The 24,914-nt window shown below is 63.2% G+C and carries 26 protein-coding genes and 1 pseudogene; 2 read left to right on the plus strand and 25 right to left on the minus strand.

Features of this window, described 5'->3' with window-relative positions; all coding sequences use genetic code 11:
- Positions 1-9: 9 nt before the first annotated feature.
- The 22 genes and pseudogenes from BG023_RS09940 to BG023_RS10035 form a co-directional block, all read right to left on the minus strand.
- Positions 10-804: a type III pantothenate kinase gene (locus BG023_RS09940; protein ID WP_069310308.1), complete on the minus strand. Its 795-nt coding sequence runs from the start codon at positions 802-804 to the stop codon at positions 10-12.
- Between the two features lie 17 nt (positions 805-821).
- Positions 822-1,532 carry a biotin--[acetyl-CoA-carboxylase] ligase gene (locus BG023_RS09945; protein ID WP_069310309.1) on the minus strand — a complete coding sequence of 237 codons (711 nt, stop codon included), beginning with the start codon at positions 1,530-1,532 and terminating at the stop codon, positions 822-824.
- On the minus strand, positions 1,529-3,007 hold the full coding sequence (gene nuoN, locus BG023_RS09950; RefSeq protein ID WP_069310310.1) for an NADH-quinone oxidoreductase subunit NuoN: 1,479 nt from the start codon (positions 3,005-3,007) through the stop codon (positions 1,529-1,531). The genes BG023_RS09945 and nuoN overlap by 4 nt, the downstream gene beginning before the upstream one ends.
- Complete coding sequence (locus BG023_RS09955; protein WP_069310311.1) at positions 3,007-4,572, minus strand: NADH-quinone oxidoreductase subunit M; 1,566 nt, start codon at positions 4,570-4,572, stop codon at positions 3,007-3,009. Before BG023_RS09955 ends, nuoN begins: the two co-directional genes overlap by 1 nt.
- 14 nt (positions 4,573-4,586) lie before the next feature.
- Positions 4,587-6,575, minus strand: a complete 1,989-nt coding sequence (nuoL, locus tag BG023_RS09960; RefSeq protein ID WP_069310312.1) for an NADH-quinone oxidoreductase subunit L — start codon at positions 6,573-6,575, stop codon at positions 4,587-4,589.
- 6 nt (positions 6,576-6,581) lie between these two features.
- On the minus strand, positions 6,582-6,887 hold the full coding sequence (nuoK, locus tag BG023_RS09965; protein ID WP_069310313.1) for an NADH-quinone oxidoreductase subunit NuoK: 306 nt from the start codon (positions 6,885-6,887) through the stop codon (positions 6,582-6,584).
- Entirely contained in the window at positions 6,884-7,507 is a 624-nt protein-coding gene (locus BG023_RS09970; RefSeq protein ID WP_069310314.1) for an NADH-quinone oxidoreductase subunit J, read from the minus strand. The genes nuoK and BG023_RS09970 overlap by 4 nt, the downstream gene beginning before the upstream one ends.
- Positions 7,508-7,632: 125 nt before the next feature.
- Positions 7,633-8,121, minus strand: a complete 489-nt coding sequence (nuoI, locus tag BG023_RS09975) for an NADH-quinone oxidoreductase subunit NuoI (RefSeq protein WP_069310315.1) — start codon at positions 8,119-8,121, stop codon at positions 7,633-7,635.
- A gap of 1 nt (position 8,122) precedes the next feature.
- Complete coding sequence (locus tag BG023_RS09980) at positions 8,123-8,536, minus strand: hypothetical protein (RefSeq protein ID WP_069310316.1); 414 nt, start codon at positions 8,534-8,536, stop codon at positions 8,123-8,125.
- Positions 8,533-9,579: an NADH-quinone oxidoreductase subunit NuoH gene (gene nuoH / locus BG023_RS09985; protein ID WP_069310317.1), complete on the minus strand. Its 1,047-nt coding sequence runs from the start codon at positions 9,577-9,579 to the stop codon at positions 8,533-8,535. Before nuoH ends, BG023_RS09980 begins: the two co-directional genes overlap by 4 nt.
- A complete protein-coding gene (nuoG, locus tag BG023_RS09990; protein ID WP_069310318.1) occupies positions 9,576-11,591 on the minus strand; it encodes an NADH-quinone oxidoreductase subunit NuoG in 2,016 nt (671 codons plus the stop codon). Before nuoG ends, nuoH begins: the two co-directional genes overlap by 4 nt.
- On the minus strand, positions 11,591-12,883 hold the full coding sequence (nuoF, locus tag BG023_RS09995; protein ID WP_069310319.1) for an NADH-quinone oxidoreductase subunit NuoF: 1,293 nt from the start codon (positions 12,881-12,883) through the stop codon (positions 11,591-11,593). The genes nuoG and nuoF overlap by 1 nt, the downstream gene beginning before the upstream one ends.
- Positions 12,883-13,059: a zinc metallopeptidase gene (locus tag BG023_RS14755; protein WP_150122852.1), complete on the minus strand. Its 177-nt coding sequence runs from the start codon at positions 13,057-13,059 to the stop codon at positions 12,883-12,885. The genes nuoF and BG023_RS14755 overlap by 1 nt, the downstream gene beginning before the upstream one ends.
- Entirely contained in the window at positions 13,056-13,199 is a 144-nt protein-coding gene (locus BG023_RS14895; protein WP_190315751.1) for a hypothetical protein, read from the minus strand. The genes BG023_RS14755 and BG023_RS14895 overlap by 4 nt, the downstream gene beginning before the upstream one ends.
- Before the next feature lies 1 nt (position 13,200).
- Complete coding sequence (gene nuoE, locus BG023_RS10000; RefSeq protein WP_069310320.1) at positions 13,201-13,869, minus strand: NADH-quinone oxidoreductase subunit NuoE; 669 nt, start codon at positions 13,867-13,869, stop codon at positions 13,201-13,203.
- The gene (locus tag BG023_RS10005; protein WP_150122853.1) at positions 13,862-14,098 is read right to left on the minus strand and encodes a hypothetical protein; all 237 of its coding nucleotides are present in this window, start codon (positions 14,096-14,098) and stop codon (positions 13,862-13,864) included. Before BG023_RS10005 ends, nuoE begins: the two co-directional genes overlap by 8 nt.
- A complete protein-coding gene (locus BG023_RS10010) occupies positions 14,095-15,306 on the minus strand; it encodes an NADH-quinone oxidoreductase subunit D (RefSeq protein ID WP_069310322.1) in 1,212 nt (403 codons plus the stop codon). The genes BG023_RS10005 and BG023_RS10010 overlap by 4 nt, the downstream gene beginning before the upstream one ends.
- A gap of 17 nt (positions 15,307-15,323) precedes the next feature.
- Positions 15,324-15,947, minus strand: a pseudogene (locus BG023_RS10015) (NADH-quinone oxidoreductase subunit C); the annotation flags it as partial.
- Between the two features lie 6 nt (positions 15,948-15,953).
- On the minus strand, positions 15,954-16,532 hold the full coding sequence (locus BG023_RS10020) for a NuoB/complex I 20 kDa subunit family protein (protein WP_442956766.1): 579 nt from the start codon (positions 16,530-16,532) through the stop codon (positions 15,954-15,956).
- Positions 16,529-16,903, minus strand: a complete 375-nt coding sequence (locus tag BG023_RS10025) for an NADH-quinone oxidoreductase subunit A (RefSeq protein WP_069311254.1) — start codon at positions 16,901-16,903, stop codon at positions 16,529-16,531. Before BG023_RS10025 ends, BG023_RS10020 begins: the two co-directional genes overlap by 4 nt.
- A gap of 150 nt (positions 16,904-17,053) precedes the next feature.
- A complete protein-coding gene (locus BG023_RS10030) occupies positions 17,054-18,280 on the minus strand; it encodes a hypothetical protein (RefSeq protein ID WP_069310325.1) in 1,227 nt (408 codons plus the stop codon).
- On the minus strand, positions 18,277-19,731 hold the full coding sequence (locus BG023_RS10035) for a coniferyl aldehyde dehydrogenase (protein WP_335673850.1): 1,455 nt from the start codon (positions 19,729-19,731) through the stop codon (positions 18,277-18,279). Before BG023_RS10035 ends, BG023_RS10030 begins: the two co-directional genes overlap by 4 nt.
- Positions 19,732-19,864: 133 nt before the next feature.
- On the opposite strand from BG023_RS10035, the gene BG023_RS10040 reads away from it, so the two are divergent.
- A complete protein-coding gene (locus BG023_RS10040) occupies positions 19,865-21,061 on the plus strand; it encodes an acetyl-CoA C-acyltransferase (protein WP_069310327.1) in 1,197 nt (398 codons plus the stop codon).
- A gap of 20 nt (positions 21,062-21,081) precedes the next feature.
- On the opposite strand, the gene BG023_RS10045 is transcribed toward BG023_RS10040, so the two are convergent.
- Positions 21,082-21,579: an SH3 domain-containing protein gene (locus tag BG023_RS10045; RefSeq protein WP_069310328.1), complete on the minus strand. Its 498-nt coding sequence runs from the start codon at positions 21,577-21,579 to the stop codon at positions 21,082-21,084.
- Positions 21,580-21,675: 96 nt separating this feature from the next.
- On the opposite strand from BG023_RS10045, the gene BG023_RS10050 reads away from it, so the two are divergent.
- Positions 21,676-22,689, plus strand: a complete 1,014-nt coding sequence (locus BG023_RS10050) for a 2-hydroxyacid dehydrogenase (RefSeq protein ID WP_069310329.1) — start codon at positions 21,676-21,678, stop codon at positions 22,687-22,689.
- On the opposite strand, the gene BG023_RS10055 is transcribed toward BG023_RS10050, so the two are convergent.
- Positions 22,686-23,417 carry an esterase/lipase family protein gene (locus BG023_RS10055; RefSeq protein WP_069310330.1) on the minus strand — a complete coding sequence of 244 codons (732 nt, stop codon included), beginning with the start codon at positions 23,415-23,417 and terminating at the stop codon, positions 22,686-22,688. The genes BG023_RS10050 and BG023_RS10055 overlap by 4 nt on opposite strands.
- A gap of 20 nt (positions 23,418-23,437) precedes the next feature.
- Positions 23,438-24,841: an NAD(P)H-dependent flavin oxidoreductase gene (locus BG023_RS10060; protein ID WP_069310331.1), complete on the minus strand. Its 1,404-nt coding sequence runs from the start codon at positions 24,839-24,841 to the stop codon at positions 23,438-23,440.
- Positions 24,842-24,914: the final 73 nt, after the last annotated feature.

Genomic DNA, 24,914 nt, shown 5'->3' on the forward strand with positions numbered 1-24,914 from the left:
TGGCAAAGCTCAGGCGGTTTCGGCCTGGCGAGCAAGGATTGCGAGGCCGTCCAAGGTCAGATCGGCATCGACATGGTCGAAAATTTCGGTCGCATCATCGAACAGGATCGCAAGGCCGCCGGTCGCCACGACCTTGGCCGGGCGGCCGATCTCGGTCTTCATCTTGGCGACCATGCCTTCCATCATCGCGACATAGCCCCAAAACACGCCGATCAGCATCTGGTCCTCGGTATTGCGGCCGATGACGCTGCGGCTGGCAGGTGCGCGGATGGCGATACGCGGCAGCTTGGCCGTTTTGCCGACGAGTGCATCGAGCGAGAGGTTGATCCCCGGAGCGATCGAACCGCCCTTGTAGGCGCCGGTAAAGTCGACCGCCTCGAACTTGGTGGCCGTGCCGAAATCGACAATGATCAGGTCGCCGCCATACTTGTGGTGCGCGGCGAGGATGTTGAGAGCGCGGTCAGCGCCGAGCGACGACGGCTGATCGACATCGATTTCGAACCGCCAACGCGCGGTTCCCTGCCCGGCGAAGAGCGGGGTGATACCGAAATACTTCTCGCACAGGACGGTAAGGTTGTGGTCGGCGCGCGGCACCACCGAGGCGACGATGATCTGGGTGATCTCCTCGCGCTCGACGCCCTCGATCTTGAGCAGCTGGAGCAGCCAAACGGCATATTCGTCACCCGTCCGGCGCGGATCGGTGGCGATCCGCCAGCGCGCGCGAATGGCGTGCGTGCCATCGTCGTGCAGATCGAACAGCGCGAAGACAACATTGGTGTTCCCGACATCAGCGGCAAGCAGCATCGGATGCGTTCCTTCCTTCAGGATATGTCGCCAGCGCGAATGACACGTTCGCTGCCATCCGCCAAGCGCAGGCGCAAGGCTCCGTCGGATTCATCCAGTCCAGCAAAGGTGCCCGAAAGCTTTGAGCCGTCAGTGTCATGAACCGTAACCGGCGAGCCCTGCGCATGAATTGAGCGCTGAAGAAAGGCAGCAAGCGTCGCCGCGAGGCCGTGGTTCCGCCAGTCACTCAACCGCTGCGCGAACGCAACGGCCAGTGCAGAGGCAAAATCCGCTACCTCTGGCGGCGGGCGAAGATCGGCGAGCGCTGCGGTCTTGCGGTCGGGCAGTTGAGGCGCGCGGGCCAAATTCACGCCGATGCCGACGATCACATGATCGCGCACCATTTCAAGCAAGATGCCCGAAAGCTTGCCCTGGTGCAGCAGCACATCGTTAGGCCACTTGAGCGCCAGTTCGGCATCGTCTGCAAGAGCAGCTGCAACCGCATCATGGACGGCCAGCGCGGCAACAAAGCTGAGCGAAGCCGGTGGCGGATTACCTTTGCCCAGCGCGACGACGGTCGAGCCCATGAAGTTGCCCGCCCCATCGAACCATTCGCGCCCCTGTCGGCCGCGACCAGCGATCTGTCGGCGGGCGACCAGCCAATGTCCCTCGGGCCAACCTTCTGCCGAACGCAGTTTCTCTGCGAGATCAGCGTTGGTCGAACCGGTCTGTGCGACGATCTCGATCAAACTGCGAGAAACAGCGAGGCAGCCGCCTTGTCGGCCAGATCGGTCAGCGACGGCGTCAGGAGGTAGCCGAGCGGTGAGACAATCGCGGCCGTCAGGAACAGCAACACCCAATGCGCCGCGCCGCTCTTACCGGTGACGACGCCCGCGGGCTCATCGAAGAACATCACCTTGACGAACTTGATGTAGTAGAACGCCCCGATCACGCTGGCGGCAATCGCGATGGCGCCAAACGCCACCAGTCCGGCCTCTACCGTCGCCTGGAACACCGCGAACTTGGCGAAGAAGCCGAGCAGCGGTGGGATACCGGCAAGGCTGAACATGAAGACCAGCAGCGCCCAGGCAATCGCCGGCCGCGTGACCGAGAGCCCGCGGATATCGGCGAAAGTTTCGAACAGCGCGCCGTCTCCGTCCCGCAGCATCAGCAGCGCGGTAAAGCTGCCGAGGCTCATGGCGACGTAGATGAACAGGTACACCAGCATCGCGCTCGCGCCTTCGGCATTGGCGACCGCAAGGCCAAGCAGGATGAAGCCGATGTTGTTGATCGAGGAATAGGCCAGCAGGCGCTTGAGGTTCTCCTGCCCGATCGCCCCGAGCGCGCCGAACACGATCGAGGCGAGCGCCGTGAACATCACGATCTGCTGCCACGCGGCGACCTGTGCGCCGAACACTTCGAACACCACCCGCGCGGTCAGCGCCACGGCGGCGACCTTGGGTGCGGTCGCGAAGAAGGCGGTGACCGGGGTCGGCGCGCCTTCATACACGTCGGGCGTCCACATGTGGAACGGCACGGCACTGATCTTGAAGGCAAGGCCCGACAGCACGAAGATTACCCCGAACAGCGAGCCGGTGCCCATCTCTCCGGTCAACCCGGCGCGCACCGCCGTAAAGGCCGTGCCACCGGTAAAGCCGTAAAGCAGGCTCATGCCGTAAAGCAGGATCCCCGAGGCCAGTGCGCCAAGCACGAAGTACTTGAGACCCGCTTCGCCCGAACGGGTATCGCGCCGCAGGATCGCGGCGAGCACATAGGCCGAGAGGCTGTTCAGCTCGAGCCCGAGATAGAGGCTCATGAAGTCATTGGCCGAAACCATGATGCTCATGCCGACCGCAGCGAACAGCACCAGCACCGGATATTCGGCACGCATCCCGCGCTCCGTGCCGGCAGCCGCACTGTTGAAGAACGCGGGCGCGACCATCAACGCGCCAATGGCCGCGAGGTAGATCAGCGCCTTGGCAAAAAGCGCGAAGCTATCGACCTTGAGGAGGCCGCCGAACGCCGTCGTCTCCGGGCCATCGATACCGAAATGGAGACCGGGCACGAGCAGGATGCCTGCACCGAACAGCGCGGCAGCGGCGGCGATGGCTATCGGGCGCGCAGCCTTGTCACCGCCCCAGGCGGCGACGAGCAGCAACAGCAGCCCTGCGCCGCTCAGCAGCAGCTCGGGGATGACGAGGCCGAAGGAGTGAGCGAAATCCATCAGTGCGCGCCCTCCTTGGCGCTTTCGTGTTCCGTGCCCTTGTGATGCGACAACGCGTTGGCCGCCTCCGCACGCGGCGTACCAGGCGCCAGCTCGGCGTCACTCACCGGAGCGGCCGAGGCAATGCGCGCATCAAGCACGGCGATGTCCGCGCGCATCGGCGCGAGGAAGCTTTCGGGATAGACACCCATCCACAGCACCGCTGCGGCAATCGGTGCCATCATCACCCATTCGCGCGCCGAAATGTCGGGCATGGCGGCGGCGTCTTCATTGGTCTGACCGCCAAACGCCACGCGGCGATAGAGGTAGAGCATATAGGCCGCACCAAGGATGATCCCGGTGGTAGAGACCAGCGCGACAAGGCTCGAGGTCTGGTAAATGCCCGCCAGCGACAGGAACTCGCCGACGAAGCCGCTGGTCCCCGGCAGGCCGATAGACGCCATCGTGAACAGCAGGAAGAACAGCGCATAATAGGGCATGTTGATCGCAAGCCCCCCGTAACGCGCGATCTCGCGGGTGTGGAGGCGGTCGTAGATCACGCCCACACACAGGAACAGCGCGCCCGACACGAGCCCGTGGCTCAGCATCACGATCATCGCACCTTCGAGGCCCTGCACGTTGAAGGCAAACAGCCCGACCGTGACAATCGCCATGTGCGCGACCGAGGAATAGGCAATGAGCTTCTTCATGTCCGACTGCACCAGCGCAACCAGCGAGGTGTAGACCACGGCGATCATCGAAAGGGCGAACACCAGCCACGCAAACTGCGCCGAGGCTTCAGGGAACATCGGTAGGCTGAAACGGATGAAGCCATAACCGCCGAGCTTCAGCAGCACGCCGGCAAGGATCACCGAACCTGCGGTCGGCGCCTGCACGTGCGCGTCCGGCAGCCAAGTGTGCATCGGCCACATCGGCACCTTCACGGCAAAGCTCGCAAAGAACGCCAGCCAGAGCCACGTCTGTGCTTCCGGCGGGAAGTTGGTCTGCATCAGGGTCGGAATGTCGGACGTGCCGGCTTGGGCCACCATCCAGAACATCGCGATCAGCATCAGCACCGAGCCGAGCAACGTGTAGAGAAAGAACTTGTAGCTCGCGTAGATGCGGTTGTCCCCGCCCCACACCCCGATGATCAGGTACATCGGGATAAGGCCCGCCTCGAAGAAGACGTAGAACAGGAACAGGTCCTGTGCGGCAAAGGTGCCGATCATCAGCACCTCCATCAGCAGGAACGCGGCCATGTATTCGCCCACGCGCTTTTCGATCGCGTCCCAGCTGGCGAGGATACAGATCGGCATCAGGAACACGCTGAGCATGATCAGCAGCAGCGAAATCCCGTCGATCCCCAGGGCATATTTGAAGCCGGCGAAGAGGTCGGCCTCTTCCTGGAACTGCCACTGCGGGCCGCCGATCTGGTAATTCGACCACAGGACGATGCCGAGCGCAAAGGTGACAAGCGTCGCCCCGAGCGCGATCCAGCGCGCGGCGTTGGCGGGCGAAAACAGGCACGCCGCCGCACCGGCCAGCGGCACGATCATCATCAGCGACAGGATGGGAAGGCCTTCCATTACGAAGCGCGCTCCTAAAGCAGAACGTAGGTGACAGCGGCGACCAGCCCGAGCAGCATGATCAACGCATAGGTGTAGACGTAGCCCGACTGGATCGACTTGGCCGCGACCGAGGACCGCTCGACCACCCAGGCGATGCCGTTGGGACCGAAGCGGTCGATCGTGCCGATATCGCCGAGCTTCCAGAACGCGCGGCCGAGCGCGAAGGCAGGCTTCACGAAGATCGCGTCATAGAGCTCGTCGAAGTACCACTTGCGGAAGACGAAGTTGTGCAGGCCGGAGAAGGTCTTGACGAACTTCGCCGGGATATCGGGCTTGGCGATATAGGCGAGGTATGCGCCCGCAAGGCCGATCAGCATGACCGCCGTTGCGGTCAGCTTCACCCACAGCGGCACGCCGTGCATCGCATGGATCAGGTCCTCGTTGTAGAAGATCGACCCGCCCCAGAAGGCCGCGCCATCGATGAACTCGTGATGGAAGACAAAGCCCGCCAGCACTGCGCCGATGCCCAGCACCCCGAGCGGAACCAGCATCGGCAGCGGGCTTTCATGCGGATGATAGCCGCCCGTAGTGTCCTCGCCCGCCTGTTCGGGGGTCTTGTGAACCGAATGCTGGATGTGCTCGCTCTCGATCCAGCGCGGCTTGCCCCAGAAGGTGAGGAACATCAGACGCCAGGAATAGAAACTCGTCAGCAGCGCAGCGATCGCACCCGCCCAGAAGGCGAACTGCCCTGCCCCGTTGTGGCGTGCGTAGGCGGCTTCAAGGATCGCGTCCTTGGAATAGAAGCCCGCGAACCCGAACACCCCGAGGATACCGACCCCGGTGATCGCGAGCGTGCCCGCCATCATCGCCCAGAAGGTCAGCGGGATGTGCTTCCGAAGCCCGCCGTAATAGCGCATGTCCTGTTCGTGGTGCATCGCATGGATCACGGAGCCCGCACCAAGGAACAGCAGCGCCTTGAAGAAGGCGTGGGTGAACAGGTGGAACATCGCCGCGCCATAAGCGCCCACGCCCGCTGCAAAGAACATGTAACCCAGCTGCGAACAGGTCGAATAGGCGATCACCCGCTTGATGTCCCACTGGGTGGTGCCGATCGTCGCGGCAAAGAAGCAGGTCGAAGCGCCAACGATGGTGACGATGGTGAGCGCGGTCGGCGCGGTCTCGAACATCGGCGAAAGGCGGCACACCATGAACACGCCCGCAGTCACCATGGTTGCTGCGTGGATCAGCGCCGACACCGGGGTCGGGCCTTCCATCGCGTCCGGCAGCCACGTGTGAAGGCCCAGCTGCGCCGACTTGCCCATCGCCCCGATGAAGAGGAGGATGCACAGGATGTCCATGGTGTAGAGGCGCATGCCCACGAAAGTGATCGTCGATCCGCTCATCGCCGGTGCGGCGGCAAGGATTTCGGGGATCGAGGTGGTCTGGAACACCAGATAGGTGCCAAAGATCCCGAGCATGAAGCCAAGGTCACCCACGCGGTTGACCACGAAAGCCTTGATGGCGGCTGCACCCGCGGAGGGCTTCTTGAACCAGAATCCGATCAGCAGATAGGAGGCAAGGCCCACACCTTCCCATCCGAAGAACATCTGGACGAGGTTGTCGGCCGTCACCAGCATCAACATCGCGAAGGTGAACAGCGAGAGGTAGGCGAAGAAGCGCGGCTGATCCGGGTCTTCCTCCATGTACCCCCACGAGTAGAGGTGCACGAGCGCTGAAACGCTGTTGATCACGACCAGCATGATCGCGGTCATGGTGTCGACGCGCAGCGCCCAATCGAAGGTTAGCGTGCCGCTCTGGACCCACTTCAGCACGGGCACGACCTCGGGGGTCGCCGTGCCGCCAAGGAAGCCAAGGAAGATCGGCCAGCTGAGGGCCGCTGCAAGGAAGAGGCCAGCGGTGGTCACGCTCTTGGCTGCGACATTGCCGATCATGCGGTTGCCGAGCCCTGCAATCAGGGCAGCCAGCAGCGGCGCAAAAACGATGACGAGGATCGGATGCATCGGCTGTTACCCCTTCATCCGGTTGATATCGTCGACCGCGATCGAGCCGCGGGTGCGGAAGTAGATCACCAGGATCGCCAGACCGATCGCCGCCTCGGCCGCAGCCACGGTCAGCACCAACATCGCGAACACCTGCCCCACAAGGTCTTGCATGAAGGCGCTGAAGGCGACGAGATTAAGGTTCACCGCGAGCAGGATCAGTTCGACCGCCATCAGGATGACGATCACGTTCTTGCGGTTGAGGAAGATCCCCAGCACGCCGAGCACGAACAGGATCGCGCCGACGGTGAGATAATGTTCGATGCCGATCACAGCTCGACCCCTTGGCCCACTTCAGGGCTCTTCATAACGGTTGCATCTTCCGGCCGGCGGCGGATCTGCTTGCCGACATCCTGGCGTGCGCGGGCGCCGGGCTTGGGCGGCTGGAAGGTCAGCACGATCGCGCCGATCATGGCGACCAGCAGGATGATCCCTGCCACCTCGAACAGCAGGATGTACTTGCCGTAAAGCAGTGCGCCGAGCGCCGCGATATTGCTGACGTCGGCCGGCTGCGCCGCATCACCCAGCGGCTTGCCGAGCGTCAGACCACCCGCGTTATAGGCCCCCACCGCCAGCAGCAGTTCGGCGAGCAGGATCGCGGCAATCGCCAGACCCAGCGGCGCATTGCGGCTGAAGCCTGCGCGCATCGCGGCGAAATCGATGTCGAGCATCATCACCACGAACAGGAACAGCACCGCGACCGCGCCGACATAGACGATCACCAGCAGCATCGCGATGAACTCCGCCCCCAGCAGCACCATCAGCCCCGCAGCATTGAAGAACGCGAGGATCAGCCAAAGCACCGAGTGCACAGGGTTGCGCGACCAGATCACCATGACGGCGCTGGCGACGACAATGGCCGCAAAGAAATAGAAGGCGATGGCCTGTATCATGTCGATCCCTACCCTCCGATCCGCTCAACCTGAGCTTGCCGGAGGCCCGTCCTTACTGAACCCAAGTTGCGCATAGGGCTTTGACTGGCTCAGCCCGAGCGGGTGTTGTTCTGTTTCGGCGCGCCCTAGCGATAGGGTGCGTCGGCTTCAAGATTGGCCGCGATGGCCCGTTCCCATTTGTCACCATTCGCAAGCAGCTTGGCCTTGTCGTAAAGCAGCTCCTCGCGGGTTTCGGTGGCGTATTCGAAATTCGGCCCTTCGACGATCGCATCGACCGGGCAAGCTTCCTGGCAGAAGCCGCAGAAGATGCACTTGGTCATGTCGATGTCGTAACGGGTGGTGCGGCGGCTGCCGTCCTCGCGCGGCTCGCTCTCGATGGTGATCGCCTGCGCGGGGCAAACGGCCTCGCACAGCTTGCACGCGATGCAGCGTTCCTCGCCGTTCGGATAGCGCCGCAGCGCATGCTCGCCGCGGAAGCGGGGCGAGAGCGGAGCCTTCTCGAAGGGGTAGTTGATCGTCACCTTGGGCTTGAAGAAATACTTCAGCGTCAAGGCATGCGCCTTGAGGAATTCCCAGAGGGTGAAGCTCTTGATGAGGTGGGAGACTGTGGTCATTTCATTCTGTCCGTCCAGGGGGAACGGGCGCGCCCGTGCACGCTGCCGAGTATTCTGTAGTTCCGTTCGACCAGAGGAGTGTCGCCTGCTCTGGACCATCTCCGAGTGTCACCACAACCACGGCGCTGTTTGCTCCCGAAGTCACAGGTATCTTGATGTCGAACCGGCCATTGCTCGGATCACGGTAAACTAAATCGTGAAAGCGATCCTTGATCTGGTCTGTCTGGTATTCGGAGGTCTTCGTCACATCAACGACGCTCACGTCACCATCGTGACGGAAAAACACCGTAAAAATGCCCGCCCCAGCCTCGTTGCCCTTGCAAAAGAACATTGAGGGAGGCGCACGGAACTTGTCGAGTTCCAGCGGCTGCCAATCGGCGCTGACAAGGGCTGCGAGGAGAGCGAAGGCAATCATCCGAAATGCCCCGTCGCCATCAGGTAGCCGCTGGTCGCCGCGACAAACAGCAGGCTCATCGGCAGGAACACCTTCCAGCCCAGACGCATCAGCTGATCATAACGGTATCGTGGCACGGTCGCCCAGATCCAGCTGAACATGAAGAAGAACACGAAGGTCTTCAGCAGAAACCAGATGATCCCCGGCACCATGTAGAGCACCGGAATGTCGAGCGGCGGCAGCCACCCGCCCCAAAACAGCAGGGTGTTGAGCGAGCACATCAGCAGGATGTTGGCATACTCGCCGAGCCAGAACAGCGCGAAGCTCATGCTCGAATATTCGGTCTGGTAGCCCGCGACGAGCTCGCTCTCGGCCTCGGTGAGGTCGAAGGGCGCGCGGGCGGTTTCAGCGAGGGCCGAGATGAAGAACACCACCCACATCGGGAACAGCAGCGGGTGCACGGCATAGGCATTGATCAGCCCCAGCCCGAAGCCCTTCTGCGCGCCAACGATGCCCGAAAGGTTGAACGTGCCCGCAAACAGCACCACGCACACCAGCACGAAGCCAATCGAAACTTCGTAGGAAATCATCTGCGCCGAGGCGCGCATCGCCGAGAAGAACGGGTATTTGGAGTTCGACGCCCACCCGCTCATCACGACGCCGTAAACCCCCATCGAGGAGATCGCGAGGATGTAGAGCAGACCAACGTTGATGTCTGACAGCACCACGCCCGCGTCAAACGGGATCACCGCCCACGCGGCGAGCGCCACCGTGAAGGTGATGATCGGCGCGAGCAGGAAGATGCCCTTGTTCGCGGCGCTCGGGATGATCGTCTCTTGCAGGAAGACCTTGAGGCCGTCTGCGAAGGACTGGAGCAAACCAAACGGCCCGACCACGTTCGGCCCGCGACGCATCATGATCGCGCCGAGCACCTTGCGGTCGACATAGATCACCATCGCCACGCTGAACATAACGAGCAGCGAGATCACGATGATCCCGGTCAGCGTCGCGACAGTCCACGCCCAGTCGTAGCTAAGGCCGAGGGATTGGAAAAAGGCGGTCATTCCGCGGCCTCCCGAACGTCAGCGCCATGAAGTAGTTCATCCGAGCAGCGCTGCATCACCTCGCTCGCGCGGGCGATGGGGTTGGTGAGGTAGAAGTCCTTGATCGGGTAGCCCGCAAGCTCGCCCTCGAACTTGGCGCCGCTATCTGCCTTGGGCAGCGCTCCGTAATCGGCAAGGCCCTCTTCACCCAGCGCGGGGACGGCGGCGATCATCTTGGCCTGAAGCTCGCCGAAGCTGTCGAAGCCGACGGTCACACCCAGCGCATCGGCGAGCGCGCGCAGGATCGTCCAGTCTTCACGGGCGTCACCGGGGGCGAAGACGGCCTTTTCGGCAAACTGCACCCGGCCCTCGGCGTTGACGTATGTCCCGTCCTTCTCGGCGTAGGATGCGCCGGGCAAGATAATGTCGGCGTGATGCGCTCCCTTGTCACCGTGGTGGCCGATATAGACCTTCAGGCTCTTTGCGTAGGGGGCATAGTCCATCTCGTCCGCGCCGAGGCTGAGCAGAACCTTGGGCTTGGCGGCGGCGATGTCGCCCATCCCGCCCGGCAGCGTGAAGCCGAGCATGAGCGATGCCATGCGCGCGGCCGAAATGTGCAGCACGTTGAAGCCGTTCCAGCCCTCACGCACCAGATCGAATTTGTCGACCAGCTTCAATGCCGCCGGAAGCGCGCCCTTGGCGAGTGCCGCCGCGCCGAGGATCACCGCAGGGCGCTTGGCAGCCTTCATCGCATCACCCAGTTCCTTGGGGATGCGGTTGAGGATCTTCAGGTCATTGCCGAGGAAGGTCGCCGGATAGGTCGGATCCCATTCGGGGCCGATGATGTAGACCTTGGCCCCCGCCTTGACCGCCTTGCGCAAGCGGACGTTGAGGAGCGCGGCCTCCCAGCGGACATTGCTGCCCACGATCAGGATGGTGTCAGCCGTTTCGATGCCTGCAAAGGTGGAATTGAAGTTCACCGCCGCGAGGTTCGACACGTCGTAGGTCATGCCCGTCTGGCGCGCTTCGGTCAGCTCCGACCCGCAGGCGTTGACCAGCGCCTTGGCGGCAAACATGGTCTCGGCATCGAGCAGATCGCCCGCGACCGCCGCGATGCTTGCCTTGCTCCGTCCGAGCGCGCTCTTGATCATGCCAAAGGCTTCGGTCCACTCGGCCGGCTGGAGCTTGCCATCTCGGCGCACCCACACGCGGTCCAAGCGGCGCTTGGTGAGGCCGTCGACCTGATAGCGGCCCTTGTCCGACAGCCACTCTTCATTGACGTCGTCATTGATGCGCGGGAGCGCGCGCATGACTTCGCGGCCTTTGGAATGGAGCGTGATGTTCGCGCCCACCGCGTCCGAAACGTCGATCGACAGGGTCTTCTTCAACTCCCACGGCCGAGCTTCGAAGGCATAGGGCCGCGATGTCAGCGCGCCGACCGGGCACAGATCGATCACATTCGCCGAAAGCTCATGCGCCGCCGCCTGCTCGAGATAGGTGGTGATCTGCATGTCCTCGCCGCGGTACAGCGCGCCGATTTCGTCCACGCCTGCGATCTCTTCAGAGAAGCGCACGCAGCGGGTGCAGTGGATGCAGCGGGTCATGATCGTCTTGATCAGCGGGCCCATGTACTTCTCGGTGACGGCGCGCTTGTTTTCCTGGAAACGCGAGCCGCCGCGGCCATAGGCGACCGCCTGATCCTGAAGGTCGCACTCGCCGCCCTGATCGCAGATCGGGCAATCGAGCGGGTGGTTGATGAGCAGGAACTCCATCACCCCTTCGCGGGCCTTCTTGACCATCGGGCTGTCGGTCCGGATTTCCTGACCATCGGCAGCGGGCAGCGCGCAGCTAGCCTGCGGCTTGGGCGGCCCGGGCTTCACTTCGACGAGGCACATCCGGCAGTTGCCCGCGATGGACAGCCGCTCGTGATAGCAAAAGCGCGGGATTTCCTTCCCCGCCAGTTCGCACGCCTGAAGGACAGTGGCGCCCGCCGGGACCTCGATTTCCTGACCGTCTACGGTGACCTTAGGCATTACTCGGCTGCCTCTGCAAACTTGGCGTTATGTTCGGTGATCCGACGCTCGAGCTCGGGGCGGAAGTGGCGGATGAGGCCCTGGATAGGCCATGCGGCCGCATCGCCGAGTGCGCAGATAGTGTGGCCTTCGACCTGCTTTGTGACTTCCTGCAGCATGTCGATTTCCTCGATCGCCGCATCGCCCGTGCGCAGGCGCTCCATCATGCGCCACATCCAGCCCGTGCCTTCGCGGCAGGGGGTGCACTGGCCGCAGCTTTCGTGCTTGTAGAAGTAGCTGAGGCGGCTGATCGCGCGGACGATGTCGGTCGACTTATCCATGACGATCACCGCTGCCGTGCCGAGGCCCGAGCCCAGTTCCTTGAGCCCGTCGAAATCCATCGGCGCATTACGGATCTGCGCGGCGGGGACGAGCGGAACGGACGAGCCGCCGGGGATTACCGCGAGCAGATTGTCCCACCCCCCGCGGATACCGCCGCAGTGCTTCTCGATCAGCTCTTCAAAGCTGATGCTCATCGATTCCTCGACGACGCAGGGCTTTTCCACGTGGCCGCTGATCTGGAACAGCTTGGTGCCCTTGTTGTTCTCGCGCCCGAAGCTGCTGAACCACGCCGCACTGCGCCGCAGGATCGTCGGCGCGACCGCGATGCTCTCGACATTGTTGACCGTGGTCGGGCAGCCATAGAGGCCTGCGCCCGCCGGGAACGGAGGCTTGAGGCGCGGCTGGCCCTTCTTGCCTTCGAGGCTCTCGATCATGGCGGTCTCTTCGCCGCAGATGTAAGCGCCCGCGCCGCGGTGCATGAAGACGTCGAAGTCATAGCCAGACTTGCAGGCGTTCTTGCCGATCAGGCCGGCAGCATAGGCCTCGTGGATCGCCTTCTGCAGCGTCTCGGCCTCGCGGATGTATTCGCCGCGGATGTAGATATAGGCCGCGCGCGCGCGCATGGCGAAGCCGGCGATCAGCGCGCCTTCGATCAGCTTGTGCGGATCGTGGCGGATGATCTCGCGGTCCTTGCACGAACCGGGTTCGGATTCGTCGGCATTGATGACGAGGAAGCTCGGACGGCCGTCGCGCGATTCCTTGGGCATGAAGGACCACTTCAGACCCGTGGGGAAGCCTGCCCCGCCGCGACCACGCAGACCGGAGGCCTTGATCTCTTCGATGATCGCCTCGGGCCCGCGCGCGAGCAGTGCCTTGGTGTTGTCCCAATCGCCGCGCTTCTGCGCTGCCTTCAGGCCCCAGTCCTGAAAGCCATAGACGTTGGTGAAGATGCGGTCCTTATCCGCCAGCATCACTGCTTCCCTTGTTGTTTGGCGCGCTTCAGCCGCACCAGCGAAATCACTTGAAACACCAGGCCCAGCCCCATCAGGATCACGCCCATGTTCATCTGACCGGTCGCACTCAGCACCGCACCGAGCGCAAAGCCGGTCAGCCCCAGCATGGCGAGTGCAAGCGTCACCCCGTTCATCCGATCGCTCCCGACTGCCACAGGCCCGCCAGCACCGCGATGATGAGCAGGATCACGCCGACGCGGATCACGCCCATCAGCAGCTTGTAGGCGATGAAGCCCAGCAGAAGCGCGCCAAGGATGGAGGCGACGGCTTCCACCTTACCACTCGTCCCGGTAATCGTGGTTGGCGCTGACCATGTCCTTCAAGGTGGTCGGCCCACCCGAAGGCTCGGAGGTGTGACGGCCCGGCTCCTGCGTGCCAGCCTTGGGGGTCTGCCCCGCCGCCAGCGCATCGAGCACGGCATCGAGCCGTTCGACCGTCAGATCCTCGTAGTTGTCGTCATTGATCTGGACCATCGGTGCGGTCGCGCAATTGCCCATGCATTCGACCTCGGTGAGGGTCCATAGCCCGTCCGCCGAGATCCCGCCCTTGACCATCCCGCGCTTCTTGCAGGCGGCCATGATGTCGTCGCTGCCGCGCAGCATGCAGGGGGTGGTGCCGCACACCTGGACGTGGAATTTGCCGACGGGATTCAGGTTATACATGAAGTAGAAGCTGGCGACTTCGAGCACGCGGATCACCGGCATATCGAGATAGGCCGCGACATATTCGATCACCGGCAGCGGCAGCCAGCCCTGCGTATCGGTCTCCGCGCCAACTTGCCGCTGGGCGAGATCGAGCAGCGGCATCACCGCCGAACGCTGGCGTCCTTCGGGATACTTGGCGATGTGCCAATCGGCGAGCTTCTTGTTCTCCGGCGTCCACGCGAAAGCACCCCAGCGGGCGCGCAGTTCGGGGGTGTCGGGAGCGGGCGTGCGGTCAACCATCGTTGCCCGTCCTCGTGGCTTCGCTGAGGTTCAAATAAGCCATGTAACAAACAGCCGGGATCATCGGCACAAATCCTGCTAGAAACACATAAACTTCATTGTCTTTCGACACATAACCCGACGCCTGAACAACAAGGCTGAGGAAAAAAAACACGAAGGCAGCCTTGGCCCATGTCGGGAGTTCCGACCATTGGGCATTGGGCATCCATGTGCGGCGCCAGCCAATCACCGGTCACACTCCCCGAACACCACGTCGATCGCGCCCAGAATGGCGGTCGCATCGGGGAGCATGTGGCCGCGGCTCATGAAGTCCATTGCCTGAAGATGCGAGAAGGCCGTAGGGCGGATCTTGCACCGATACGGCTTGTTGGTGCCGTCGCTGACGAGATAGACGCCGAACTCGCCCTTGGGGCTTTCGGTCGCCACATAGACCTCGCCCGCAGGCACGTGGAAGCCTTCGGTGTAGAGCTTGAAATGGTGGATCAGGCTTTCCATCGACTGCTTCATTTCGCCGCGCTTGGGGGGCGATACCTTGCCGTCGGTCGAAGCGATCGGGCCACCCGGCATGTCGCGCAGACACTGGCGGATGATCCGGGCGCTCTCGTAGACTTCCTTCACGCGCACCATGAAGCGGTCGTAGCAATCCGAATTGGTGCCGACCGGAATGTCGAACTCCATGCGGTCATAGACGTCGTAGGGCTGGCTCTTGCGCAAGTCCCACGGAATGCCCGCCGCACGGATCATCGGGCCGGAGAAGCCCCAGGCTACCGCATCTTCGCGGCTGACGATCGCGATATCGACATTGCGCTGCTTGAAGATGCGGTTGTCCATGACGAGGCTCATCGCGTCTTCGAACAACTGGAAGAAGCGGTTGTCGAGCCAGTCGCCGATATCGACCAGCAGCTTCTCGGGCACGTCCTGATGGACGCCGCCGGGACGGAAATAGGCGCTATGCATCCGCGCGCCGCTCGCCCGCTCGAAGAAGTTGAGGCAGTCCTCGCGCAGATCCATGATCCACAGGTTCGGCGTGAATGCGCCGACATCGAGGATGTGCGCGCCCATGTTGAGCATGTGGTTGCATATGCGGGTCAGCTCGGCGAACAGCACGCGCAGATACTGGGCGCGCAGCGGAACTTCGAGGTTCAGCAGCTTTTCGATAGCGAGCACGTAGGAGTGCTCCATCGCCAGCGGCGAACAGTAGTCGAGCCGATCAAAGTAAGGCAGCGCCTGGAGATAGGTCTTCTGCTCGATCAGCTTTTCGGTACCGCGGTGGAGCAGGCCGACATGCGGGTCGATCCGCTCGATCACCTCGCCGTCCAGCTCCATCACCATGCGCAGCACGCCGTGTGCGGCCGGGTGCTGCGGGCCGAAGTTGATCGTGTAGTTGGAAATCACCTCGCCGGTGGTGGTCAGCGATTCTTCGCGTTGCATGCTCATTTCTTGGCCTCCCCTTCCGGCTTGGGAGGGGCTTTCTCGTCGCCCGGCAGCACGTAATCAGCGCCTTCCCACGGGGAGAGGAAATCGAAGCTGCGCATTTCCTGCGCGAGTTCGACAGGCTCGTACACCACCCGCTTTTCCTCTTCGGAATAGCGCAGCTCGGTATAGCCCGTCATCGGGAAATCCTTGCGGAACGGGTGACCTTCAAAGCCGTAATCGGTGAGGATGCGGCGCAGGTCCGGGTTACCGGCGAAGGTCACCCCGTACATGTCGAACACTTCGCGTTCGAGCCACCCCGCGTTAGGCCACAGCGTGGTGACTGTCGGTACCGGTGCATCCTCCGAGGCCGAGCACTTCACCATCACGCGATGGTTCTTCGTGAGGCTCTGGAGCATATAGACGACTTCGAAGCGCTCGGGCCGCGAGGGGTAATCGGCCCCGGCGATTTCCATCAGCTGCTGGTAGGCGTGGTCATCGCGCAAGATGCGCAGCACCTTGTCGACCGCATCGCGCTCGACGCGGAAGATCACCTCGCCGTGGGCTTCGACAGCCTCGATCAGCCAGACCGAAATCGTCTCGCTGATGGCATCGATCACACCTTCGTTGGACGCGAACTTGGGGGCGGAGTGGAGAACAGCCATCAGCCCTTACCTCTCGATCGTGCCGACGCGGCGGATCTTCCGCTGCAATTGCATCACGCCGTAAAGCAGCGCTTCGGCAGTCGGCGGGCAGCCGGGAACGTAGATGTCGACCGGCACGATGCGGTCGCAGCCGCGCACCACCGAATAGCTGTAATGGTAATAGCCACCGCCATTGGCGCAGCTGCCCATGCTGATCACGTACTTGGGGTCGGACATCTGGTCGTAGACCTTGCGAAGCGCCGGAGCCATCTTGTTGCACAGCGTTCCGGCCACGATCATCACGTCCGACTGGCGCGGAGAGGCGCGCGGGGCGGCACCGAAGCGCTCCATGTCATAGCGCGGCATGTTCACGTGGATCATCTCGACCGCGCAACAAGCGAGGCCGAAGGTCATCCACCACAGCGAACCGGTACGGGCCCACTGGAACAGATCCTCGGTCGAGGTGACGAGGAAACCCTTGTCGTTGACCTCGGTCTGGAGCGCCTTGAAGAAGTCGGCATCAGGCTGGCGCACTTCGCCGCCCTGTGCCGTGCTCAACTTCGAAATGTCCGGAAGTCCCTGGGGAGGAGAAACGATGCTATTCATTCCCAGTCCAACGCCCCTTTCTTCCATTCATAGGCAAGGCCGACCGCGAGGATGAACAGGAACAGCATCATCCCGCCCCAACCGATCCATCCGGTCTGATTGAGACTGACAGCCCAGGGAAACAGGAACGCGGCTTCAAGGTCGAAGACAATGAAGCTGATCGCGACCAGATAGAATCGCACGTCGAACTGGCTGCGGGCGTCCTCGAACGCGGGAAAGCCGCACTCGTATTCGCTGAGCTTCTCCGAATCCGGATTGTGCACGCCGGTAAGGCGCGACACCGCCATCGGAGCCACGACGAAGAGCACCGACAGCCCCAAGGCAACCAGCACGAATAACAGTATCGGCAGATACTGGCTGAGATCGATCACAGCGATGTCCAAGCTATTAATCCCGTGCGCCGCCCTAAGCCTGTCGCGCGCTCGGCGCAAGGGTGAGACTCGGGGAAAACCCTGCAAGGATGTTGCAGGAAATCGAACAACCGTTGCGACAAGGTGCGGGGTGAAAAACCGCCCCCAACCTTACGGCGATAACGGTAGCCGCCTGATCACGGTGGGAAGCACAGCAACACCGGCACGTGGCACGCCCTTGTCGAAACGGTCCCACTGGCCGTTGGCCACGTAATAGAGCGCTCCGGCCGCAATACTTCCACCCAGTGGTTCGGTCCAATCCGGATGGGCCTGCTCGAGCACGCGATGGCCGATGATCCGTGTGCCGTCATCCGACAGGCGCAACGCCATGATCCGCATCGGAGAGGTGCCGTTCTGCACCACGATTAATTCGCAATCGAGGCGCCAAAGGCCATCGATCCCGTCTAGTGCCACCGCAACGTCGCTTCCAAGCCGAGAAACTTTGCCGCTGACAAGGTCAATGATCGCGAGGCCATAACGATAGTCGCTTACATAGAGCCGCCGACCATCGGCACTCACGGCCAGCCCTTGAGGTGATCGCAGCGTGCCAGGTGCGACCAATGGCGATAGCGCCGTTGCGTTCGGTGTCGCAAAGTAAAGGCCACCGCCCTCCGGGTCGCTGGCGTAGATGGTGCGGTCCGGCCCGACCGCGAGATCCGATACCTTGGCCCCTTGAGGGACGGGGATACGTCGGAGATGATCGAATTTGTCGGCCAGTTCGTACAGCCCGGTAAAGCGAGCCGGATCTTCGGGCGATCCGTCGATATTGGCCGACGCGAACCAGAACTTGCTGGCATCAGGAGCAGACACGATACCCGAGAGCGCCTGAGCTGCAGGAATATCGTAGGCTGTCCACTTTCCGCCACCAACGCGCTCAAACACCGCCCGACGCGAGATCGAGGTGGCCATAGCCTCGATACCGTTGTCCGCGACGGAGACTGATTCTATCAAGCCTGCCTCGGCCTGCACAGTGTCGAACACGGTACTTGCGGCGATCACTTCGGTCGCATGGGACAGCAAGGTGCTAGCTGCATCGGTGTGCTCCGATCCGATCAACCGCAGGATCTGCGCCCGCGCCCGATCGCTGAACACATGGCCCCGCGCCTTGAGCCACGCGAGGCTCTGCAGCGCAGCCCGCGCATCGCCCCCGTTCAGCTGCGCATGTAGCAACCGCTGCCGCACGCTGGTGCTGTCAGGAAAGTCGCGGGCAAGCTGTTCGAGCCCGCCCACATCGGCAATCTGGCCACTCGAAGCATCGACGGCGCGCCACGCCGGTGGTTCCTGAGCCCAGAGCGGGGTCGCAAGAACCAGAACCAGCGCGGCGAAAATCGCCCTCATTTCAGCATACGCGCCGCAGCCTGCTCGGTGGCCTTGCCATAGGGGGGCTTCAAACCGCCCAACTTGGCAATATCGATCTTGGGCTGGTGATAGACTGCGCGGGCGTGGCTGAATTCGCGGAAGCCCTCGATCGCGTGGTAGCTGCCCATGCCCGACGGTCCCACGCCGCCGAACGGCAGGTCCTCCATCGACACGTGGAACACCACGTCATTGGTGGTCACACCGCCCGAGATGGTTCGGGTCAGCACGCGCTCCTGCTCGCCCTTGTCCTCGCCGAAATAGTAGAGGCCGAGCGGGCGATCATGCTCGTTGATATAATCCACAGCCTGATCGACCGACTGGTAGGTCATCACAGGCAGAACAGGGCCAAAAATCTCTTCCTGCATCACGGTCATGGAATCATCGACGTTGCGCAGCACCGTCAGCGGCATCTTGCGCTGGTTGGCATTGCCGAAATCCTCGCCCGCAGGATTGACCTCGATCACCTCCGCCCCCTTGTCGCGCGCATCGGCAACAAGGCCCTGGAGGCGCTCGAAGTGGCGATCCGACACGATCGAGGCATAGTCATCATTGTCGAGGAGGCGCGGATACATCGCCGCCGCCGCGCCGGTCACGCCGGCAACGGCTTCATCGGCCTTGTCTTCGGGGACCATCAGATAGTCCGGCGCAAGGCAGATCTGGCCGGCGTTCATCATCTTGCCGATCGCAATGCGTTCGCCCGCCTTGGCGAAATCGGCACTGCGCCCCATGACGACAGGCGACTTGCCGCCCAACTCCAGCGTTACGGGTACGAGATTGGCCGCGGCCGCCTGCATTACCCTGCGCCCCGTGGCGGTCGAACCGGTAAAAACGAGGTGATCGAAGGGAAGCGAAGAGAAGGCCGCCGCGACCTCGGGGCTGCCCGTGACCACCGCGACTTCCTCGGGCGCGAAATACTCGACGGTCAGCTCCGCCATCAGTTCGCTGGTGCGCTCGGTAAATTCAGACGGCTTGATCATCGCGCGGTTACCTGCCGCCAGCACCTGCATCAGCGGGCCGAAAGCCAGCTGCACAGGGAAGTTCCATGGCGACAGGATGCCGATCACACCCTTCGGCTCGTAACGAAGCTCGGCCTTTGCACCCAGCAAGCCGAGGGGGAACTGCACCTTGCGCTTCTCGGTCTTTGCCCAAGCATCCATGTGCTTGAGAGCGTGAGTGCCCGCGCCCACGGTTGCGGCGATATCGGTCAGCATCGACTGATGCATCGAGCGGCTGCCGAAATCCGCGCTCATTGCCTTGGCGAATTCCTCGCCGTGATCCTTCACAAGGGCAATCGCGCGCTTGATGCGATCCTTGCGCTGCGAAAGCGGCTCGGGACGCGAAGCAGTGAAGGCAGCGCGCTGGCGCGCCAGCAGGGCTTCAAGTTCTGCGCGGCGATCATCGGCCATGTGAGTCTCCCGGTCGTTCGTGATGCGTTTTCAATTGCGACGTGTTCTTGCCCAATCCCCGCAGCGGCGCAAGCGTGAAGCCGAGCCGCGATTGCCATTGCCGCATTGCAGCATTACATCGCCCGCTCATTACCTGTTCCGGCCCAAGGATATTGCCATGACCCAGTTTGCCGCCGCCGACCCGATTGTGATCCTGTCCTACGCACGTACCCCGATGGGCGCGATGCAGGGCGCGCTGGCCGAGGTTGCGGCGACCGATCTCGGGGCGATTGCCGTCAAGGCTGCGGTCGAACGCGCCGGCGTGTCGGGCGAGGATATCGACCGCGCCTACATCGGCTGCGTGCTGCCGGCCGGGCTCGGACAGGCTCCGGCGCGCCAAGCGGCGATCAAGGCCGGCCTGCCGCTCTCGGTCCAGGCAACGACCGTCAACAAGGTGTGCGGCTCGGGCATGCAGACCGTCATCATGGGGGCCGAGGCGCTTGCCAGCGGAACGATCGACATGGTGGTGGCCGGCGGGATGGAGAGCATGACCAATGCCCCCTACCTCCTCAAGAAGCACCGCTCGGGCGCGCGGCTGGGCCATGACACGGCCTATGACCACATGTTCCTCGACGGGCTGGAAGACGCCTACGAGCCGGGCCGCGCGATGGGCACCTTCGCGCAGGACACCGCCAACGCCTACCAGATGACCCGCGAGGAGATGGACGCCTATTCGATCGAATCGCTCGCCCGCGCCAACCGCGCGATTGCCAGTGGGGCGTTCGCCGACGAAGTCGTGCCGGTCACCGTTTCGACCCGTGCGGGCGATGTCGTCGTCGAACATGACGAAGCGCCCTCCAAAGGCCGTCCGGACAAGATCCCGCAATTGAAGCCCGCCTTCGCCAAAGACGGGACGATCACCGCTGCCACCTCAAGCTCGATCTCGGACGGCGCGGCAGCCCTCGTGCTGACCCGCGCAAGCGTCGCCGCAGAAAAGGGCCTGACGCCGGTTGCGCGCGTGGTCGCCACGGCTGCTCACGCTCAGGCCCCGGCACAGTTCACCACCGCGCCGATCCCGGCGATCCAGAAGGTGCTCGCTCGCGCCGGATGGGGGGTTGACGATGTCGATCTGTTCGAAGTCAACGAAGCCTTCGCCTGCGTCGCCATGTTCGCGATGCGCGACCTCGGCATTCCGCATGAGAAGATCAACGTGAACGGTGGCGGCACCGCGCTTGGTCACCCGATCGGCGCCAGCGGCGCGCGGATCATTGTGACGCTGATCGCCGCCCTCAAGGCACAGGGCAAGACCCGCGGCGTCGCCAGCCTGTGCATCGGCGGCGGGGAAGCGACCGCAGTCGCCGTCGAACTGATCTGATAATCAATCGCCGGGCGGCGTCATTCGTCGCCCGGCAGATTTTCCGCGCCCCACAGTCGCTCACGAGCGATCCAGCCCTTGCGGCCAGCAATATCGACTTCGCACCAGCGCGGCTTGCAGCCGAGCAGACGCCCGACCACCCCCGGCTTGGCGCGCCAGCGCAGCCCCGCCGACGTGCTGGCATCACCCCTGATATCGGCCAGGCCGGATCCCGTCACCAGCACAGCGCGTGCCGGATCGAGTTGGCTGCGCGCAATCCATCCGCGCGTGCCTTCAGGGTCCTCTACCAATCGCCAGCCCTCGCGTACCCGCACCACCTTCACCGGCAGGCCCTTGCGCTTGTAGACCCACTCGATCGGATATTCCTCGCTCGGCCCGACACGCATGCGCACCTCGTCGTACCGCAGGCTCGCCCAGTAAGGCAGCGCACGGTCCTGCGCGTGCAACGGCACGGTGAACACGCCCAGCATCACCGCAAAGGCAGCGCTGGCTCCGATAGTCTTGCGAAATCCCAACATTGCCAGAGCCGATAGCCGCTCTGTCCCACCGCTTTCAAGGCCTGCGTGCCGGATCGCGCCTTGACCGCGGCGGGCGACTGGCATTAGCCGGTAGGCATGACCGAACGCCCTTCCCGCCCGCTGGCCGCGCGCCCGCGCGTGATCGTCACCCGCCACCTCATGCCCGCGGTCGAAGCGCGGATGCGCGAGCTGTTCGATGTGATGCTGAACGAAGCGGATGTGGCCCTGTCCCGCGAGCAGCTCGCCGCCGCGATGCAGGACTGCGACGTGCTGGTGCCCACCGTGACAGACAAGATTGATGCCGATCTGATCGCCGGGGCTGGCGAACGTCTCGGGCTGATCGCCAGCTTCGGCGCAGGAACCGAGCATATCGATCTCGACGCCGCTGCCGCGCGCAAGATCATCGTCACCAATACCCCCGGCGTGTTCACCGACGACACCGCCGATATCGCGATGGCCGGGATCATCGGCGTGCCGCGCCGGATTCGCGAAGGCACCGCGCTCGTGCGCCGCGGTGAATGGACCGGTTGGGCGCCTTCGGGCCTGCTCGGCAGGAAGCTTGCGGGCAAGGTGCTCGGCATTATCGGGATGGGCCGCATCGGCCAGGCCGTGGCCCACCGCGCCCGTGCCTTCGGGCTGGAAATTGCCTACTACAACCGCAAGCCCTTGCCCGAAGCGCTCGAGCGGATGCTGGGCGCACGCTATGTCGGCGATGTCGACACGCTGTTGGCCGAAGCCGATATCCTCACCCTGCATTGCCCGCTTACCGAGGAAACCCGCTATCTTATCGATGCGCGCCGGATCGCCTTGATGAAGCCCGGCAGCAGCATCGTGAACACCGCGCGCGGCGAGCTGATCGATCAGGAAGCACTGATTTCGGCGCTCGAATCGGGCCATCTCGCGGGCGCCGGACTGGACGTCTATCCCGACGAGCCGCACGTCGATCCGCGCCTGATTGCGCACCCTAATGTCATGACCCTTCCCCACATCGGCAGCGCCACGGCCGAGGGCCGCGAGGATTCGGGCCACAAGGTCATCGCGAACATCCGCATGTGGGCCGACGGCCACCGTCCGCCAGATCAGGTGCTGACGGCGCTGGTGCGAGGTTAAAGTTCCTGCGCCCTTCGCGGGCATCGCATGTCGAGTTCTTCGGCCACCAGCTGGACAGTCTCTTCGACCGCGGAACGTTGCGCACCGAAGCCGAAATGGCGGGTGCCGACACTTACAGCGACGTCGAATTCGCGATTAGTCCCCATCGCCGAAGCCGGCGCGATAACGCCGTCGTGGGGAGACCATACAGCGACGGTATGCACCGGAGGCTTGCACGACGGATCGTCGGGGAGCGTCGGTGCATCAACGGTATGGTCGTTGAGCGCATTATAGACCCGCCAAGCGTTGTTGGCTCGGCGACTGCCCGAAAAGGGGGTTCCCAAGCTTACCACCATTCGCACCCGTTCCGGATGCCGCTGCGCCAGAACCCGCGCGTATATCCCGCCAAGGCTCCAACCGACAAGCACCACGCGTTCGCCATGATTTGCCGCAATCTCGGCGATGCGCTGCTCGGCCTTGCGCATCCGTTCAGGTGTGATGCCTGTCACCAGCCCTAGTTCGGACGGGTAAGTCGGAAACCCGCTTGCAGAAAACGTGCGACGCAAGAACGACGTGTCACGGTCGCTGGAGAGAAGACCGGGAAGAACCAAAACCGGCGGCAGCGGACCGCTGACCGGGAACCGGAAATCGACCTTCCTTGCCCTGCGAAGCGGAGCCACGGCAATCGCAGCCAGCCACGGCAGTTCCCGGAGGAAAAGCGAAAGCGACGGAGGCGAATTATCGTCCATCGTCGCTCCTTCGCCCCGTCTCAGTCCCCGGTCAGAATCCGCTCGACCAACTCGCCCACGCTCGGGGTGTAGCCGTTCGAGTAGAAGGGATCGGTCTTGAAGTTGTAGGCCGCGTGGCCCGCGAAGGCGAGGTTCTTGTCCGGATCGTCGCCGTGGGCGATGTCTTGCAGAGTCTTCTGGATGCAGAAGCTGCGCGGGTCGGCCAGACGCCCGGTGGTGTAATCATCGTGGTCCTTCCACGAAGAGAACCCGCAATGTGACAGGCAGCCCATGCAGTCCTGTTGGTCCTTGCGGATCGTCTCGCGCGCATCCGGAGTAACGAACACAATCGTATCGTCCGGCGTCTTGAGCGGTTCGGTATGCCCGGCGCGCATCCACATTTCGGCCTTGGTCTTGTCTTCCGGCTTCACCCAGAAGCTGCGCGCCTTACCATTCTCGCCGAGTTGGACCGTGCCTTCTTCCTCACCGCGCTTGAAGTAGGGGATCTGGCGCTCCGAACGGTGCATCAGATCGTAAAGGAACGGCGTCTTGACCGCGCTCGAATAGAAGCCGGTAGGCGAGAACTTGTGGAGCAGCACATCGCCCGGCTCGACCGTGCGTAGCATGTCCTTCCAGATCTGCGGGATCGGGCTTTCCTGCGTCAGCAAGGGCCGGGTGCCGAACTGGAAGGCGATGGTGCCGAGCTCGGGATTGTCGATCCAGTCGTTCCAGTCGCGCAGATACCACACGCCGCCCGCCATCACGATCGGCACGCTGTCCGCAACGCCCTCGGCGCGCATGGTCTCGCGCAGCGCCTTGACGCGCGGATAGGGATCTTCGGGCTTGGTGGGGTCCTCGGCGTTGCTGAGTCCGTTGTGACCGCCTGCCAGCCAAGGATCTTCATAAACCACCGCCGCCATCAGATCCGCGACCTTGTGGTAGGACCGCTTCCACAGCGCCCGGAAAGCGCGCGCCGAGCTGATGATCGGCAGATAGTTGACGTTGTAGCGCGCCGCGATCTCGGCAAGCTTGTAGGGCATCCCTGCACCGCAAGTGACGCCGGTCACCATGCCGCGGGTGCGTTCCAGAACGCCTTCGAGCACGGCTTGCGCGCCGCCCATTTCCCACAGCACATTGATGTTGATCGCGCCCTTGCCGCCCGCAATTTCGAAGGCCTTTTTGACCTGCGTGGTCGCGCCTTCGATGGCGTAACGGATCAGTTCCTGGTGGCGCTCCTCGCGGGTGCGACCGTGATAGATCTGGGGGATGACATTGCCGTTTTCGTCGTAGCTGTCGGCATTGACCGCACTGACCGTGCCGATCCCGCCCGCCGCGGCCCATGCGCCCGAGCTGGCGTGATTGGTTGCCGAAACACCCTTGCCGCCTTCAACCAGCGGCCAGACTTCACGCCCGCCATAGACGATCGGGCTCAATCCCTTGAACAATGAAAATCCCCTTTTGCGCGAGGTTCGCCCACGCCTGTTTTTCGAATTATTGCCATAGGGCCGCTAGCATCGC

Source organism: Porphyrobacter sp. LM 6, assembly GCF_001720465.1.
Lineage (GTDB): Bacteria > Pseudomonadota > Alphaproteobacteria > Sphingomonadales > Sphingomonadaceae > Erythrobacter.

Coding starts and splice junctions, on each gene's coding strand:
- BG023_RS09940 (WP_069310308.1), bottom strand. CDS start 804: ATGCTGCTTGCCGCTGATGTCGGGAACACCAATGTTGTCTTCGCGCTG.
- nuoN (WP_069310310.1), bottom strand. CDS start 3,007: ATGGATTTCGCTCACTCCTTCGGCCTCGTCATCCCCGAGCTGCTGCTG.
- BG023_RS09955 (WP_069310311.1), bottom strand. CDS start 4,572: ATGGAAGGCCTTCCCATCCTGTCGCTGATGATGATCGTGCCGCTGGCC.
- nuoL (WP_069310312.1), bottom strand. CDS start 6,575: ATGCATCCGATCCTCGTCATCGTTTTTGCGCCGCTGCTGGCTGCCCTG.
- BG023_RS09970 (WP_069310314.1), bottom strand. CDS start 7,507: ATGATACAGGCCATCGCCTTCTATTTCTTTGCGGCCATTGTCGTCGCC.
- nuoI (WP_069310315.1), bottom strand. CDS start 8,121: ATGACCACAGTCTCCCACCTCATCAAGAGCTTCACCCTCTGGGAATTC.
- BG023_RS09980 (WP_069310316.1), bottom strand. CDS start 8,536: ATGATTGCCTTCGCTCTCCTCGCAGCCCTTGTCAGCGCCGATTGGCAG.
- nuoH (WP_069310317.1), bottom strand. CDS start 9,579: ATGACCGCCTTTTTCCAATCCCTCGGCCTTAGCTACGACTGGGCGTGG.
- nuoG (WP_069310318.1), bottom strand. CDS start 11,591: ATGCCTAAGGTCACCGTAGACGGTCAGGAAATCGAGGTCCCGGCGGGC.
- nuoF (WP_069310319.1), bottom strand. CDS start 12,883: ATGCTGGCGGATAAGGACCGCATCTTCACCAACGTCTATGGCTTTCAG.
- BG023_RS14755 (WP_150122852.1), bottom strand. CDS start 13,059: ATGAACGGGGTGACGCTTGCACTCGCCATGCTGGGGCTGACCGGCTTT.
- nuoE (WP_069310320.1), bottom strand. CDS start 13,869: ATGGTTGACCGCACGCCCGCTCCCGACACCCCCGAACTGCGCGCCCGC.
- BG023_RS10010 (WP_069310322.1), bottom strand. CDS start 15,306: ATGAGCATGCAACGCGAAGAATCGCTGACCACCACCGGCGAGGTGATT.
- BG023_RS10020 (WP_442956766.1), bottom strand. CDS start 16,532: ATGAATAGCATCGTTTCTCCTCCCCAGGGACTTCCGGACATTTCGAAG.
- BG023_RS10030 (WP_069310325.1), bottom strand. CDS start 18,280: ATGAGGGCGATTTTCGCCGCGCTGGTTCTGGTTCTTGCGACCCCGCTC.
- BG023_RS10040 (WP_069310327.1), top strand. CDS start 19,865: ATGACCCAGTTTGCCGCCGCCGACCCGATTGTGATCCTGTCCTACGCA.
- BG023_RS10045 (WP_069310328.1), bottom strand. CDS start 21,579: ATGTTGGGATTTCGCAAGACTATCGGAGCCAGCGCTGCCTTTGCGGTG.
- BG023_RS10050 (WP_069310329.1), top strand. CDS start 21,676: ATGACCGAACGCCCTTCCCGCCCGCTGGCCGCGCGCCCGCGCGTGATC.
- BG023_RS10055 (WP_069310330.1), bottom strand. CDS start 23,417: ATGGACGATAATTCGCCTCCGTCGCTTTCGCTTTTCCTCCGGGAACTG.